Origin of the sequence: Geobacter sp. DSM 9736, from assembly GCF_900187405.1 — a bacterium.
Classification (GTDB): Bacteria; Desulfobacterota; Desulfuromonadia; order Geobacterales; family Geobacteraceae; genus DSM-9736.
In genome coordinates this window covers 314695-329223 of sequence record NZ_LT896716.1, presented here as the reverse complement: position 1 = coordinate 329223, position 14529 = coordinate 314695, and the positions used below count along the sequence as shown (strand labels likewise).

The 14529-nt window shown below is 57.8% G+C and carries 10 protein-coding genes; 5 read left to right on the top strand and 5 right to left on the bottom strand.

Annotated elements, in window-relative coordinates; genetic code table 11:
• Nucleotides 1-51: 51 nt before the first annotated feature.
• Nucleotides 52-3432, top strand: coding sequence for a S8 family serine peptidase (locus CFB04_RS01505; protein ID WP_172825416.1), 3381 nt, complete (start codon nt 52-54; stop codon nt 3430-3432).
• A 169-nt stretch (nt 3433-3601) separates the two neighbouring features.
• The gene (locus tag CFB04_RS01500; RefSeq protein WP_088533621.1) at nt 3602-4561 is read left to right on the top strand and encodes a sensor histidine kinase; all 960 of its coding nucleotides are present in this window, start codon (nt 3602-3604) and stop codon (nt 4559-4561) included.
• Between the two features lie 25 nt (nt 4562-4586).
• Here CFB04_RS01500 and CFB04_RS01495 read toward each other — a convergent pair whose 3' ends face one another.
• The 3 genes from CFB04_RS01495 to CFB04_RS01485 form a co-directional block, all read right to left on the bottom strand.
• Complete coding sequence (locus tag CFB04_RS01495; RefSeq protein WP_088533620.1) at nt 4587-4850, bottom strand: hypothetical protein; 264 nt, start codon at nt 4848-4850, stop codon at nt 4587-4589.
• Complete coding sequence (locus tag CFB04_RS01490; protein ID WP_088533619.1) at nt 4850-5323, bottom strand: hypothetical protein; 474 nt, start codon at nt 5321-5323, stop codon at nt 4850-4852. The genes CFB04_RS01495 and CFB04_RS01490 overlap by 1 nt, the downstream gene beginning before the upstream one ends.
• A gap of 106 nt (nt 5324-5429) precedes the next feature.
• Nucleotides 5430-5915, bottom strand: coding sequence for a hypothetical protein (locus tag CFB04_RS01485; protein ID WP_088533618.1), 486 nt, complete (start codon nt 5913-5915; stop codon nt 5430-5432).
• A gap of 382 nt (nt 5916-6297) precedes the next feature.
• Here CFB04_RS01485 and CFB04_RS01480 point away from each other — a divergent pair, with 382 nt between their 5' ends.
• From CFB04_RS01480 to CFB04_RS01470, 3 genes are all read left to right on the top strand, one after another.
• Nucleotides 6298-8712 (top strand): PAS domain S-box protein, encoded by a 2415-nt coding sequence (locus CFB04_RS01480; protein ID WP_088533617.1) that lies wholly within the window; start codon nt 6298-6300, stop codon nt 8710-8712.
• Nucleotides 8709-9140 carry a response regulator gene (locus CFB04_RS01475; protein WP_088533616.1) on the top strand — a complete coding sequence of 144 codons (432 nt, stop codon included), beginning with the start codon at nt 8709-8711 and terminating at the stop codon, nt 9138-9140. Before CFB04_RS01480 ends, CFB04_RS01475 begins: the two co-directional genes overlap by 4 nt.
• A gap of 309 nt (nt 9141-9449) precedes the next feature.
• Nucleotides 9450-10589: a hypothetical protein gene (locus tag CFB04_RS01470; RefSeq protein ID WP_088533615.1), complete on the top strand. Its 1140-nt coding sequence runs from the start codon at nt 9450-9452 to the stop codon at nt 10587-10589.
• A gap of 149 nt (nt 10590-10738) precedes the next feature.
• On the opposite strand, the gene CFB04_RS01465 is transcribed toward CFB04_RS01470, so the two are convergent.
• On the bottom strand, nt 10739-12709 hold the full coding sequence (locus CFB04_RS01465) for an MASE3 domain-containing protein (RefSeq protein ID WP_088533614.1): 1971 nt from the start codon (nt 12707-12709) through the stop codon (nt 10739-10741).
• 10 nt (nt 12710-12719) lie between these two features.
• The gene (locus CFB04_RS01460) at nt 12720-14528 is read right to left on the bottom strand and encodes a tetratricopeptide repeat protein (RefSeq protein ID WP_088533613.1); all 1809 of its coding nucleotides are present in this window, start codon (nt 14526-14528) and stop codon (nt 12720-12722) included.
• Between the last annotated feature and the right edge of the window lies 1 nt (nt 14529).

The following is a 14529-nucleotide window of genomic DNA, read 5'->3' as shown; positions in this document are numbered from 1 at the left end:
TGCCGGCAAGGCTGCAGCAATAATACCGGCCGAAAGGCTCTCAACCGAGTCATGAAAAAGCTGACATTTCTTTTCCTCCTGTTAATGTCATCAGCCGTTGCAACCGCTGAACTCAACGCGTCGGCACACTCTCTCCGCCCGGCCGGTGCGCCCCACCTCTCCATTCCTCATTTGGAAAAGATAGACAGGTCGCTCAAGGAGAAAGGGTCCGCAAAGATCATTGTCCGTCTGGCTCCCCCGGTGGAACTGAACGGCACGTTCCAGCTCGATGCGGAACTTAAGGAGAAGGCCGCTGCCGGGAGGCAGCGGACCGCAATAGCCGCCGCCCAGCACCGGGTCCTCGCCAGACTCTCCCGCAAAAATGCCGCCAGCGCCAAGAAGTTCGATTTCATCCCTTACATGGCTCTGGATGTGGATCCTGCCGATTTTGAAACTCTCGCTGGCTCCGCTGAAATAGACGCGATAGAGGAGGACATACCGGTCCCGCCGGCGCTGGCCCAAAGCGTGCCCCTTATCGGAGGAGACGCCGGCGGAATGTTCAATGGATACACCGGCACCGGCCAGGTAGTGGCAATCCTCGACACCGGCGTCGACAAGAACCACCCTTTCCTCTCCGGGAAAGTGGTCGCCGAAGCATGCTATTCCACCACGTATACCCCGGACGGGTCCACGGCGGTCTGCACCAGGGGATCTACGGCTCCGGGCTCGGGCGCCAACTGCAGCTCAGCTGTGGAGGGTTGCGACCATGGGACCCACGTTGCAGGTATCGCCGCAGGCAAAGGCCCGACCTTCAGCGGTGTGGCAAAGGACGCGGGCATAGTTGCCGTGCAGGTCTTCTCACAGTTCCCCGTTTCCGCCTGCGGCGTCGGCGCAACAGGGCCCTGCGTCATGTCGTACACGTCCGACCAGATCAGCGCTCTTCAGTACGTTTACAGCCTCCGCGGCACCTACAGCATATCGTCGGTGAACATGAGCCTTGGAGGCGGCTCCTACGGGAGCTATTGCGACGCTTCTCAGGCTTCCCTCAAGGCGGCCGTCGACAACCTGCGCGCAGCGGGGATCGCCACGGTGATCGCCTCCGGCAACGAGGGGTATGCAGCCAGCATCTCTGCCCCGGCATGTATCTCCACAGCCATCAGTGTCGGGGCGACCACCAAGTCGGATTATGTGGCATCCTACTCCAACAGCGCCTCGATCCTCACTCTACTGGCACCGGGGTCCGCCATAAGTTCATCCGTTCCCGGGAGCGGATATGCGTCATGGGACGGCACATCCATGGCCACCCCGCATGTCGCCGGAGCCTGGGCCATCCTCAAGTCGGTAAAGCCCGCCGCCACCGTGGACGAGATCCTCACGGCGCTTCTCAACTCGGGGACCAGCATCACCGATATCCGAAACGGTCTGGTGAAGCGAAGAATAGAGGTCGATACCGCCGCAAGCATCCTGGGCAATGTAACGGGCCATCCCCTCACTGTTACGAAAACCGGTGCGGGAAGCGGCACGGTGAGCGGGTCCATGGGGATATACTGCGGAACGTCCTGTACCGCTTCGGTGCCCGAAGGCACCACCGTCACCCTTACGGCAACGCCTGCCGGCAGCTCCGCCTTCGCCGGCTGGTCGGGAGCCTGCAGCGGCACAGCATCCACCTGTACATTCACCATGAATGGCAGCAAGACCGTCCAGGCGGAATTCATCGCCACCACGTCCGTCGGCTCAGAATCCTTTTCAAGCGGCGCTAGTCCTGCCGCGTGGACCGTCTCCGGCACATCTGCCGGGTGGCGCTTCGACGACCCCGCCCGTCGGGGAAACCAGACCGGTGGCAGCGGCGGCTTTGCCGTGGTCGACAGCGACTACGCCGGACGCGTCACCATGGATACAGTCCTGAAGTCCCCGATCTACGACCTCACCAGCTTCACCAAGGCCTACCTGAGCTTCCGTACATATTTCCGGTACTACAGCGACGAGATCTGCGATGTGGATCTTAGCACCGATGGCGGGGCGACCTGGAACAACGTCTGGAGAAAGAGCGGAGCCGATCACGGACCTTCCGCCGAAAAGCTCGATATATCCGCACTGGCGGCCGGAAGGCAGTATGTGGCCGTCAGGTTCCGCTACTACAACGCCAGATACGACTGGTACTGGCAGATCGATGATTTCGCCCTTTCGGGAGTGAGGAGCACCGCCACATATACGGTGACCGGAACCGTCACCGGGTCCAACGGAAGCATTGCGTCGGCCAGCCCGGTCACCGTAACCAGCGGCACCTCGGCCACCTTCGCGGTCAGCCCGGCGGCAGGACACAAACCGGGCGACGTCGGCGGCACCTGCCCGGCGGGAAGCTTCACCGGCAACAGCTACACCACCGGGACCATTTCCGCGGACTGTTACGTCAACTTCTCCTTCACCCCCCTGACATTCACCATCGGCACGGCAACAAGCGGCAACGGCACGATTACCTGCACCCCGTGGACTCTGGTCACCTACAGCACTCCCGCAGCCTGCACCGCCATTCCCGGCTCCGGGAACTTCCTGGCTGCAGTTACTGTAGATGGGGTCCCTCGAACTGTCTCGGAGCGGACATCATTCACCCATTCCTTCGGCCCGATTACATCAGACCACAGCGTGAGCGCCACATTCGCCGCCATCGTCCCTCCGCCCCCCCCACAGATCAGCTCCGCAACTGCAGGCAACCAGACCGCGACCGTCTCCTTCACCGCACCGTCTGACGACGGAGGCAGCACCATCACCGGCTACACGGTCACCGCCGCACCGGGGAACATTACCGCAACCGGGACAGGCAGCCCCATCACCGTCACAGGCCTTAGCAACGGTACCTCCTACACATTCACCGTCACGGCAACCAACGCCGCCGGAAGCAGCCAGCCCTCCAGCCCCTCCGACAGCGTCACGCCGGTGCGGTACGACACACTGAACGTCACGCCAAGCGGCACCGGTACTGGGCGGGTCGACAGCAACCCGGCAGGCATAGCCTGTATCAGCGGGTCCTCCGCCGGGTGCAGTGCTTCGTTCAGCGATACCGCCACCGTCAGCCTCCAGGCCGTGCCCTCATGGGACGCGGACTTTGCCGGGTGGAGCGGGGACTGCAGCGGCACTGGAACCTGCACCGTTTCAATGGGCGCAGCCAGAAACGTAAGTGCGGCCTTCGTCCGGAAAGAGACTGTATCGGTGGCGGAAACGATGCAGAGATATTCCACCCTGCAGTCCGCCTACAACGCCCTGGGTAACGACAGCACCATCAGGCTGCAGGCCTCCACCTTCCATGAAGATATCGTACTGGACAAGCCGATAACTACCGTTCTGGAAGGGGGGAAAGACGGCTCTTTCCTCACCGACATCGGATTCACTACCATTAACGGCTCGCTGACGATAGCCGGCGGTACCGCGCTCATCAGCAACATCATAATCCGCTAGCGACGGCGAGTAACGGCTCCTCTCCCCTCTGCCCAGTCGCATCTTTTCCCCCTCTTTTTTTCCGGCCGATGATGCAATCAATAAATAGCTTGTTATAATTAAAAATCTTATAACGTTCTTTTCCGGCCTCATCACCTGCTTTCTATTTCATGACGAAAAGGAGGGATGGATGAATCTGCAAGAAACCGCAGCTACGGTGAATTGGGAGCAGTTCAGCTTCGATTTCCTGTCGGAATGCCAGCAGAAACAGCGGCAGGAAGAAAAAAGGAGGAAATCGCAGGAACTGCTGGAAAAACGTGTTCGGGAGCGGACTCTCGAATTGGCGCAAGCGGTTGAAAGCCTGCAGCGCGAGGTGCAGAAAAAAGAGGAGGCCAAGGAACTGCAGCACCATGAGATGCTGCACCGCCTTCAGGAAGCGGAGGAACAACGGGAAAAGGAAAGATACCTGATCCAGCAGAACCGTCTCGCGGCAATGGGAGAGATGGTGAACAACATAGCCCACCAGTGGCGTCAGCCGCTCAACACGCTGGGGCTCTACATTCAGCAGATGCCCATCATGTTCAGCCTGGGAGAAGCTACCGAAGCCTACATAAGCACTACGGCCGAGAAATGCATGACGATCATCCACCACATGTCTGCGACCATAGATGATTTCAGGAACTACTTCCGACGCAGCGAGGAAGCCGCCACCTTCTCCCCCGCCGAAATACTGCAACAGGCCGTCTCCATAATGGAGGGGAGTTTCAGGGAGATCGGCATAGGGGTTAAGCTGCAGATTCTGAATGACCCGCCGGTCACGGGGCATCCTGGCGAATTCGCACAGGTGATCCTGAACATTCTTCTAAATGCCCGGGATCAGCTGGTGGAGAACGAGATCGAGGCGCCCGAGGTAGCGGTGACACTTTCGGGGGTGAACGGTAGGACGGTGATCGCTATCGCCGACAATGCGGGAGGAATCGGTCCCGATCTTCTGGACAAGATCTTCGAGCCCTATTTCACGACGAAGGGTCCCGACAAGGGAACGGGCATCGGCCTGTTCATGTCCAAGGCGATAATCGAGAAGAACATGGGTGGGACATTGAGGGCGAGAAATACAGGCAGGGGCGCGGAGTTCATCATAGAACTGTAGTCGCCGGCCAGGAGGGGATGCGGAGCTATGGAGCACCCGAAGCGCCGGTTTCCATGAGCTCGTCGTGGGTAACCCTGTACCTGCAAACGCCGAGGTGGTCGTACACGAAAAAGATATCGGAGAATGATGAGGGAACGGCATTGGGAGTCAGGGCTCTTGAGCGGGCTTCCCTGATGGCGATTTCGAGGCTCGGATAATCTCCCACACGGTAGTCGCAGTAATCGTACTGATCGTAGCCGGTCAGCCTGAACAGGCCAGACGGCGCTATACGTCCTTCCGCAATGCTCATCAATTCTCCTCATGCCGTATCGGCATCTCAACCTGCTCCAGAATGTACCTGCACCCGCATCCGGTGCATTGGTGAGTGGGTGAATCTTCTTCAAGCAGGCACCCCCCCTGCACGAAATTCTCTTCCTGCAGCCCGTCAAATTCCTCCCTATCTATCAGACCGTACCATATCGGTATCGACTGCACGCTTCCGCATGCCGGGCAGGCGCCGACAGAGGCTTTAGGGGTGCATGTCGCGTATTGGAAGGCTCTTTCGAACTGCTCCGTTTCATCCCCGCATATCTCCCTGACCCTTACCCTCACACCGAGCATCAACGTCAACCTCTCCTCTTCATGTGAATCAATCCCGGTCTTACTGTAAAAGACAAGTTCGTCACCAGCTTTCACAGTCGTCGCGAGGATGCCCAGGCGGATGAATTCCTTCTTCCACGCACTCCTCATCAGTTCTACATCTATGTCTTCTAGTTCTATCATTCCGATTTCTGCCCCTGTGGAGCGGCCGGTTGTGACATCACTTCATCAACAGTGGGAATGCCCGGCGCCTCCGGCACCGGCTGAGTAAGTATAGTCCTCATCCGTGCTAATAAGCGTTGCGCTTCCATTTTTTCACCTGGAAATCATACTCCTGCATGGTCAGCGGCATGAATGCCGCCGGGTACGCCAGAAAGGGGCGTCCATCGCTCATCCGGTATCTCACCCCCGACTTCTCTCTCAGGTACGTCTCATCTATACCCGCCTTCCCCAGGTCCGACGGATACACCCCGGTGCGCTCCTTGTGCGCCAGCACCCCCTTCAGGGCCGATTCGGCATCGCTGCGGGAAGCCGCGCTCCAGTATGCCTGAAGGGCGCCGGAGAGAGCCAGCATCGTGCACCAGACGGCGAGGCGTATCCCGCGGCTCCTGCGCTCGCCGGGCCGCCTGATCATCAGCACGAGGCTGTAGACCAGGGCCGCCAGAAAGAAGGGCATAATAATGAGCAGGAGGAAACCGTTTCCTTTCTGCACGGTAAGAAGAAACACCATGGCGACCGGAAGCGCCAGCTTCATCCAGTGAGCTGCTTTCATCATGCTAAACCTTCCGCAATGCGTGGGGCGACTTCTCCCCGTGTGGTGGTAACGGTAACCGCACGATGACCGTTCCAGTCTTTATCGGCACAATCCTCACTTCATGCAGATTTTTGTAAGACCTGAAATCCTCGTATTGCCCAAAGATCTGCCAGGGATAGAATAGTAAAAGCTCGTGGCGAACGCTGTTGCAAGTGTCCGGCCCCATCATCGGGCTTGCAGGGAGATTCCGCGACATCACCGACCTTAAGCGCCCGACTGAATGAAGAGCCCGCTGCGGATTGCAATACTCCCACCCTCTTTTTTGCCGATATCCGGGGAACTGATAAAGTTACAGATATAGAGATTTATTCACCTCCGCAGGAAGACTCGACGGAGTCCAGGCATGAAGCTCTCCAGGTCCGAGCACACAAGCCTTCTGCGCATCATCGTCGCCTACCTTATCTTCGGTACGCTCTGGATCTACACTTCCGACCGAGTCCTCGCCGCGCTGGTGGCCGAGCACGACCTCAGGTTCCTCATCTCGGTATACAAGGGGATTCTTTTCATCCTTTTCTCCGCGCTGCTTCTCTATCCGCTGATGCTGGGGTACGCGCGGAGAGCGAAGCGGGCCGAAGAAGAGGCGCGCTACCATTCGAAGAAGCTCCAGCTGGCGCTTAATGCCGCACGGATGGGAACATTCGACATGGACACAGCTTCCCGCACAGTGGCCTGGGACGAGAATTCGCTGGCCCTGTTCGGGGTTCCGGCAGACGGCCGCACGACGTATGAGGAGGTGCTTAAGCTCATCCACCCCGAAGACCGGCACCTCATCGAGAATGCTACGCGGCAGGCTTGCGACCCTGCATCCGGCAGCACCTTCCAGCTCGAATACCGTGTACCGATGCCGGATGGAACCGTTCGCTGGCTGGCGTCCAGGGGGCAAGCCTATGTTGAGATGGAGAACCGGAGCCCTCCCCTCAGGATCATCGGCATCAACATCGACATCACGGAACGGAAGCAGGCGGAAGAAGAGCTGCGCGAAAGCGAGCGGCGATTCAGGATGATCGCCGACCTCCTGCCGAACCTGGTATGGACGGCTACGGCCAACGGCGCCGTCGACTTCATCAACCGCACCTTTGAGAATTATGTTGGTCTGAAAGAGCACGACAACATTGCGATACTCGCCGGGATCCATCCCGAGGACCGGATGGCTACGGAAGAGAAATGGCTGCATTCGGTCGAAACAGGGGATCAGTACGAAGTCGAGCACAGGATCAGGCGGCACGACGGCGACTACCGGTGGCATCTCTGCCGGAGCGTTCCGCTCCGCTCAAGACTTGGGGAGATCATAAAGTGGTATGGCACGTCCACCGACATACATGATCTTAAATTAGCACTGGAAAGGATAGAGAGCATCCTGGACAGCATGAGCGACGGCTTCATCGCTCTGGACCGGCAGTGGAGGATAACCTATTTCAATCGAAGGGCCGAGGAGCTTACCGGGATGCGAGCTCGCGACATGCTGGGACAAACCTACTGGGAAAAACGTCCCGAATCTTCAGGCTCCTGGATAGAGGAGGAATACCGGCGGGCGATGCAGACGAAGGAGCCGGCGAGCTTCCACGAATACTACTCATATCAGCAGGAAAAAAAGCTCTTCGAGGTACATATCCGCCCGTATGCCGACGGCATGGCGATCTTCTTCCGCGACATCACCGAGCAGAAACGTACTGAGGAAGCCATGGGAAGGCTTGCCGCCATCGTCGACAGCGCCGAAGACGCCATCTTCAGCGAAGACCTGAACGGCATCATACAGACCTGGAACAAGGGGGCCGAAAGACTTTACGGGTATCCGGCGGAAGAAACACTCGGTAGGCACGTTTCGATGCTCTTCCCCCCCGGCCTTGAACAGGAGGGGCTGGAAATGGTGAGAAAAATGCGGGAAGGAATCCAGGACCGCTTTGAGACGGTGCGCCTGCGTAAAGACGGCACGACAGTTCCAGTAGAGCTTACCCTCTCCCCCATCACCGATGCCAGGGGCAACATCATCGGGGCCTCCAAGATCGTCCACAACATAACTGAGCGGAAACAGGTCGAGCGAAGGCTGCGCTACACAATAGCCGCCCTGGAGCGCTCCAACCGGGAACTCCAGCAGTTCGCCTATGTGGCGTCTCACGACCTCCAGGAACCGTTGCGTAACGTGACGCGCTACGTGGAGCTTCTTGCCCTGAAATACCGGGGGCTCCTGGACGAGAAAGCGGACAGGTACATCGGATTCGCGGTGGAGGGAGCCAATCGCATCTCAGCCCTGGTGAACGATATTCTCGCCTTTTTCGAACTTGGCTCCCCAACGTGGAACCCGGCTCCGGTTTCAATGAAAGAGGTAGCCGAAAAGGCCCTCGAAGGGGTAAAGCAGCGACTGGATGAAATTGGAGCTGTCATTACCATGGACGCACTGCCCCGCATCACCGGCGACATGGGACAGCTCGTGCAACTGATCCGGAACCTCGTGGAGAATGCCCTGAGCTTCAGACGGAAGGATGTCCGGCCCTCTGTCCACATTTCCGTCAGCCGATTACAGCACGAATGGCTGTTCGGGGTCCACGACAACGGCATCGGCATCGAGTCCCAGTACTTCGATCAGATCTTCGTCATGTTCCAGCGGCTTAATCCCCGGTCCCGGTATCCGGGCACCGGCATGGGGCTCGCCATCTGCCGCAAGATCGTGGAATCGCACGGAGGAAGAATATGGGTGGAATCGACGCCGGGCGAAGGCTCGACCTTCTGGTTCACCCTTCCCGAGGAGATACGACCATGAGCAAGTCCTTTGACATTCTGCTGGTTGAAGACAACGAGGCCGATGCTTTTCTGATGCAGGAAGCCTTTGCGGAAAGCCGCTACCGGATAAACCTCTCAACCGTTGGAGACGGGGTGGAAGCTGTCGAGTTTCTTCGCCGCAACGGAAGATTCGCCGAGGCTCCGCGCCCAGACCTGATAATGCTCGATCTGAACATGCCGAAAAAGGACGGGCGCCAGGTGCTCTCGGAGATCAAGAATGATGACGACCTGAAGGTCATCCCCGTTATCATACTGACCACATCCGAATCGGAGGCAGATGTGGCCCTTTCCTACTCATCCCATGCCAGTTGCTACATCACAAAACCGATGGGGCTTGAGGAAATGTACAGGATCATCAGAAGCATCGAAGACTACTGGTTCTCCGTGGTGAGGCTTCCCCAGAAGTGAGCCACGCGGAATCAGCACGCCGAAATCGAGGAATGGTTTTTCCCACCCATCGCTCGCGCCCGTCCCCCTCTCATTGCGGAAAAAGTTTTATATGTTAAATAGTATTAACGTAGATAATCACAGCACTCCGGACAGGCCTCGAAGCCACGGCACCGTCACGCCATAATTATCCCTCCCGGCGGGGCCCGGTCCGACAGCTCCTAATCTCACTAACGCCCGACCGGACGCAGCCATTCATGCCGCGCCGGATCATTTGCGGGATTCTCCTGCTATTGCCGGGGGGTTCCGCGCCAACACGGAGGATCGACAATGAAACTACGAGCAGCACTCGTCCTGTTATCGGCAGTATCATTCCTGGCCATCTTCGGCTGCGGAGGAGGAGGCGGCAACGGCGGCAGCACCTTGAGCAGCGTAGATACCGACCCTGACGGCCCCATTACCTTCACTACGACAGGTGCCTCATTTGCCCCCGTACTGTCGGTAAAAGAAGGAGGGGTTGTCAGCTGGACCTGGAGTGACGGCACCACCAGCGACTCCCCTACACCCGTCAAAGACTTCGGCTCGGCCGCAACCCGCACCCATACCCTCGTGGTCACCCCCTGGAGCGCCCTCAGCGGGATAAATGTCGGATATGACGCCTCAGACGACGGAAGCAGCGACATCAGACAGATCCCCCAGCAGGACGTGTCCGAAGTCCGCGGCCTCGCGGTGGTAGCGCCGTTCCTGGAGCTGTTCTGCGCCTCCTATTCAAAGATCCCGTCGATTGATTTCAGCAATTTCATCAACCTCAGGACCGTCGAGATCTTCAACGGCTCGCTCACCTCAATAAATCTGGCAAACACCCCCGCCCTGGTGCGGTTGAACGTGGAGGGCAACCCGCTGCAGGCACTGGATCTCTCCGGCTCCACAAATCTTGAGGACCTGAGGGCAGCGGTGAATCAGTATCCCACAATCACCTGGGGCTCGACGGGAGCCCGCATGTGGCATATCTGCACCAGGGACAACCCTCAGATTTCCAACCCGCGGCTTTACAACAATCTGACCCAGTGGCCGGTCCTCCGGCAACTCTGGATATGGAACGACAATCAGGAAGGGGAGCTGAAGACGGCCTCACCCCTTATCATGAGTGTACGGGCATACGGCAACAGGTATTCGGCGGCGGATTTCACAGGCGGGTTCGTGGATGGAACGGGAGGAGAGCTGGTAATCAACGACAACGAGCTGACGAGCCTGACCCTCAACGGGTGCACGGGCCTCACCAGAGTCTTTGCACAGAACAACAGGCTGACAACTGCAGCCGTAGATTCCGTACTCGCCACCCTCGATTCCCTTGGAGCCGGCGGGGGCACCCTCGACTTGACCGGAAACAGCCCCCCCTCCGATACCGGCCGGAGTCACGTCTTCAATCTTCAGCAGAAAGGGTGGAACGTACTAGTCGATGGCCGGTAGAGGCATCGGCAGGTGAATACATGGTCGGAGAAAGAGCGTGTGGATCAATGTGCGCACGTAAAACAAAATGGCCGGAGCCCGGGGAGGGGCTCCGGCAGCAGTGAACAGGAAGGTACCGTCACAGGGGGACAGCTTGCAGGACTTCAGCATCAGGGACCTACGATGAAATAGAAAGTGGCTCCCTTTCCGACAGCCCCTTCGGCGAAAACCCGCCCGTCGTGCCGCTCGATGATCCTCTGAACAGTCGCCAGCCCTATGCCGAACCCCTCGAAGTCGCGGGAATGCAGGCGCTGAAAGGGGCGGAAGAGCTTTTCCCCCTGCTCCTGATCGAAACCGACACCATTGTCACGGATGAAGAAAAGCACTTCCCCTTCGCGCTCGGTCATTCCCACTTCTATAAAGGGAGTCTCCGTCTTCGCACTGTATTTCCAGGCGTTTCCGATCAGGTTTTCAAGAACTACGCGCAACAGGCCGGGGTCGCCGTGGCAGCTCAGTCCCTCGGCGATGGATATCTTCGCACCAGGGTGAGGCCGGCTCATCTGCAGTTCGGCGGCAACGGAACGTGCCTCGGCAGTCAGGTCGACAGCCTGCTTCTGCAGGGGCTGCCGGCTGAACCTGGAGAAATTGAGCAGGACCCTGATCAGATCGCTCATGCGGACAGTCTCTTTTTCTATATAACCGAGGAACTCCAGAGCCTGCCCGGAAAGCTCACCTGCGTGCGCTTCGACAAGAACATTGCATGAGCCGCTGATATTGGCGAGGGGCGCACGGAGGTCGTGTGACACGGTGTAGTTGAAGGCCTCAAGATCTCGGTTGGCGACCTCAAGCTCCCGGTTTACAGATGCGAGTCGCTGGTTCGACTTCTCCAGCTCGCCGTATGAAATCTCCAGCTGATATGCCCGCGCCGCCAGATCGGTGTTCAGCATCTCGATCCGTTCCTCTGCCACCTTTCGCTCGGTGATGTCTCGGCCGATTCCCATGACGGAAACAATTATCCCGCCTGGATCGTAAATGGGGCGGATGAGCTGCTCCATCCAGAATTCCGTTCCATCCTTTTTCACGCAGCACAGACTGAAGGGCTTGGTGAAGAACCTTTCGGGAGAGTCATAGACCTCTTTAAGGAGGGTGCGGTCGCGGGAACACACGATCCTTTCCGGAAGTGTCGGGTCTTCATAAAATTCATCGGGTGTATAACCGGTAATTCTGGCAACAGAGGGACTCACATACTGGAAACCCGGAATCGGCTCGAAATGGAAGGCATAGATCACGTCCTGGGCGTTTTCCGCCAGCAACCGGAACTTCTCCTCGCTTTCGACCAGATCGTTCCGCTCCTTTGCCAGGGCTTCCTCGCTCTTTTTCAGCTCGCGGAAAAGCAGGTCGTAGGGACGGGTCAGGCCGATTTCGATCAAAGCCTTGTATATCAGGAAAAAGCCAGCCATCTTCAGAAAATGGCCGATCTTGTTGCTGATGCCGAACACGTCGGTATAGAGGGTGAAGGCGAGCTCGGAAGCGATGAGAACGGCAAGCGCCAGATTGAGGAGCTGGGCCACCTGGGGGTCGAACTCCCCCTTCTTGCGCCGTATCAGGATCAGGCCACCGAGCAGGGATAGGGCGATGAGATATTCACTTGTACGCTTGAAGGTGGTGAGCCCCTGCCCCTCAGTGAAGCAGACGGGAAAGATATCCCATGCGAAGATCGAAGCCAGTAGGATTGCAGTGACTCCGGCAAATGCGGCAACGGCAACATGGGGAAGGAGCTTGCGCGTCAGGAAAATCGGGGCCAGGAGAAAGGAGGCGGCTTGTACGAATCGGGCGGAAAGCCAGAGCTGGGTCGGAAGGTCGGGATCGTTTGCCGCGAAGACTCCCATGTTCTTGTAAGCGAGGGTGTGAAGGAGGTCCAGGGCTCCAACAAAGAGGCAGCCGATCCCTAGGAACAGGAAATAGTGGTTCTCCATGAAGCGGCGGCTGTTCCAAGCGATTATGAAAATGCCGCAGGCTATCACTACGGAGAAGATCTCGACGAGAGAGTGGAACAGCAGGTAGTTGTCGCTCACCCAGAAGAGCGCCCCAAGAACCGCCAGTAGCAGTAGCGTGGATTTTATGGGAAAGCTCTTCATCATTCCTACCGGATCACTCCAAGGACCGAACCCCTATTTCGGGGATCGGCGGACTATACCCTCCAAGGCCCAGCTCACGGCGTGCCCGTTCAAGATTAGTGCGGGCGGTGTCGTATGCCGGATTGACGGCGTTGCTTTTTTCGAAAAAGCCGACCGCCTTCTCAATCTCTCCCTGATTGGCATATGCTACACCTACGCTATTAAGGGCATGAAAGTCCAGCGGATTTTTCCGAAGCACCGAATGGAGAACTTCCAGTGCCTTATCGTACTCACCCGCATCAATGTACGCGGTTCCCAGATTCATCCATGCATCGGCGTAGTCCGGCTGTAAATCCAGCGCCTTCTTGAAGCTGGTTATGGCCTGTACGGGATTCCCCCCCTTCATGAGGGCGTCCCCAAGGTTGTTCCATGGGCGCGCCTTATTCGGACTCTTCTCCACGGCGTCCTGCCAGATATTCTTCCAGTCGCTGTTTCTCCTGATGGTTGCCATCGAAAACACGATCAGTATGAGGCAGATCGCACCGGCAACGGCAGGAGTGCGCCGGGGAAGAGACTGCCTGAGAAGGTCTGCCCCCGTCACGGCGGAAAGTAGGAATCCGACCGAGGGAAGATACAGCCTGTGCTCGAATATAAGATCGTCCAGCGGAATGATGCTCGACTCGACGGATAGGGCGGTGAAATACCATAGAATCCCGAAGGCTGCGATCCTCAAGTGCAGGCGGTGCACTGTTTCGCCATAGGAGAGCTTCAGCAGCCATATTCCGCCGCCGAAAAGCAGCAGGTTTCCTGCAAGCGAGAGGAGAATTATTCGGTCGAAGAGGCTTGTGTAGAGGGGATAATCGTAGTCGATGTTCAGGTTCACCGGAAAAATGAGCAGGCGCAAGTAGGTCATGAGCACCCGTAATTGCGTTATTGCATAATCTGCCGGCGAGACATTCTTGAAATTGACCAGATTTGTCCCATTCATAAGGACCGAACCTGACTGGCTCGACTGTGCGGAAAGCTCGGCCACATTCAGCGGTATGATCAGCATGGTGAGGAGAAAGGGGAGCAGGCCCAGAATGCGCTTGCGCCTGCTCCCTTCAAGAAAGAGGAACTCGACCATTAGCAGGACGAAGGGGAGCGTAAAGGCGATCTCCTTGGTTTTCATGGCGCAGACTGCCGAGGCGAGTGCGGCAAGGAAGTAGACGGCCCTGAGCGCGCTGCTGCCCGAAGAACGGTACCTGAGATAGAGAAATATCGTCAGCAGGTAAAGAAAAGCCGCCAGCGACGTGAACCGTTGCACGATGTAGGTGACCGCCTGGGTCTGGACGGGATGAACGGCGAAGATGGCGGCCGTGAAGAAGGAGATGAAAGAGAGGCTCTTCTCATCCTTCCCCGTCTGCCGTGCAAGGATGAGAAGGCTTCGGACCAGCAGGTATACCAGCAGCGTGCTTCCGAGATGGATCAGGAGGTTTACCAGATGATACGATCCCGGCTGCATCCCCCCCGCAAGGTAGTTGAGGGTGAAGGTGAAGTAGGCTACGGGGCGGAGGATGAAGTTGTATTTGAGGTCGATGTTCGTAAATGCACTGTCGGGGGGGAGGGAGCCGGAAAAGAAGCTAAGACTTCGTATCAGTGGATTCTCGCAGAGATAGGGGAAATCGTCGAAGGTAAAGGGAACGGCCATGCTGTTCCAGTAGGAGGCGAAACAGAGGCAGATCAGGAGGAGGAGATGGATGAATGGGTCCTCCATCAGGCTTGCATCGGATACGGAGGCAGGAGCCGGAACTTCTGCCGGGCCGGCCGGGCTGACCCCGGCCTTGTTTTTCCTGTTTTTCATG

Bases quoted from the DNA above. Each gene is read 5' to 3' on its own strand.
- CFB04_RS01495 (WP_088533620.1), bottom strand. From the start codon at position 4,850: ATGAGCATTGCGGAAGGACGTATAGCGCCGTCTGGCCTGTTCAGGCTG.
- CFB04_RS01475 (WP_088533616.1), top strand. From the start codon at position 8,709: ATGAGCAAGTCCTTTGACATTCTGCTGGTTGAAGACAACGAGGCCGAT.
- CFB04_RS01460 (WP_088533613.1), bottom strand. From the start codon at position 14,528: ATGAAAAACAGGAAAAACAAGGCCGGGGTCAGCCCGGCCGGCCCGGCA.
- CFB04_RS01470 (WP_088533615.1), top strand. From the start codon at position 9,450: ATGAAACTACGAGCAGCACTCGTCCTGTTATCGGCAGTATCATTCCTG.
- CFB04_RS01505 (WP_172825416.1), top strand. From the start codon at position 52: ATGAAAAAGCTGACATTTCTTTTCCTCCTGTTAATGTCATCAGCCGTT.
- CFB04_RS01465 (WP_088533614.1), bottom strand. From the start codon at position 12,709: ATGATGAAGAGCTTTCCCATAAAATCCACGCTACTGCTACTGGCGGTT.
- CFB04_RS01485 (WP_088533618.1), bottom strand. From the start codon at position 5,915: ATGATGAAAGCAGCTCACTGGATGAAGCTGGCGCTTCCGGTCGCCATG.
- CFB04_RS01480 (WP_088533617.1), top strand. From the start codon at position 6,298: ATGAAGCTCTCCAGGTCCGAGCACACAAGCCTTCTGCGCATCATCGTC.
- CFB04_RS01500 (WP_088533621.1), top strand. From the start codon at position 3,602: ATGAATCTGCAAGAAACCGCAGCTACGGTGAATTGGGAGCAGTTCAGC.
- CFB04_RS01490 (WP_088533619.1), bottom strand. From the start codon at position 5,323: ATGATAGAACTAGAAGACATAGATGTAGAACTGATGAGGAGTGCGTGG.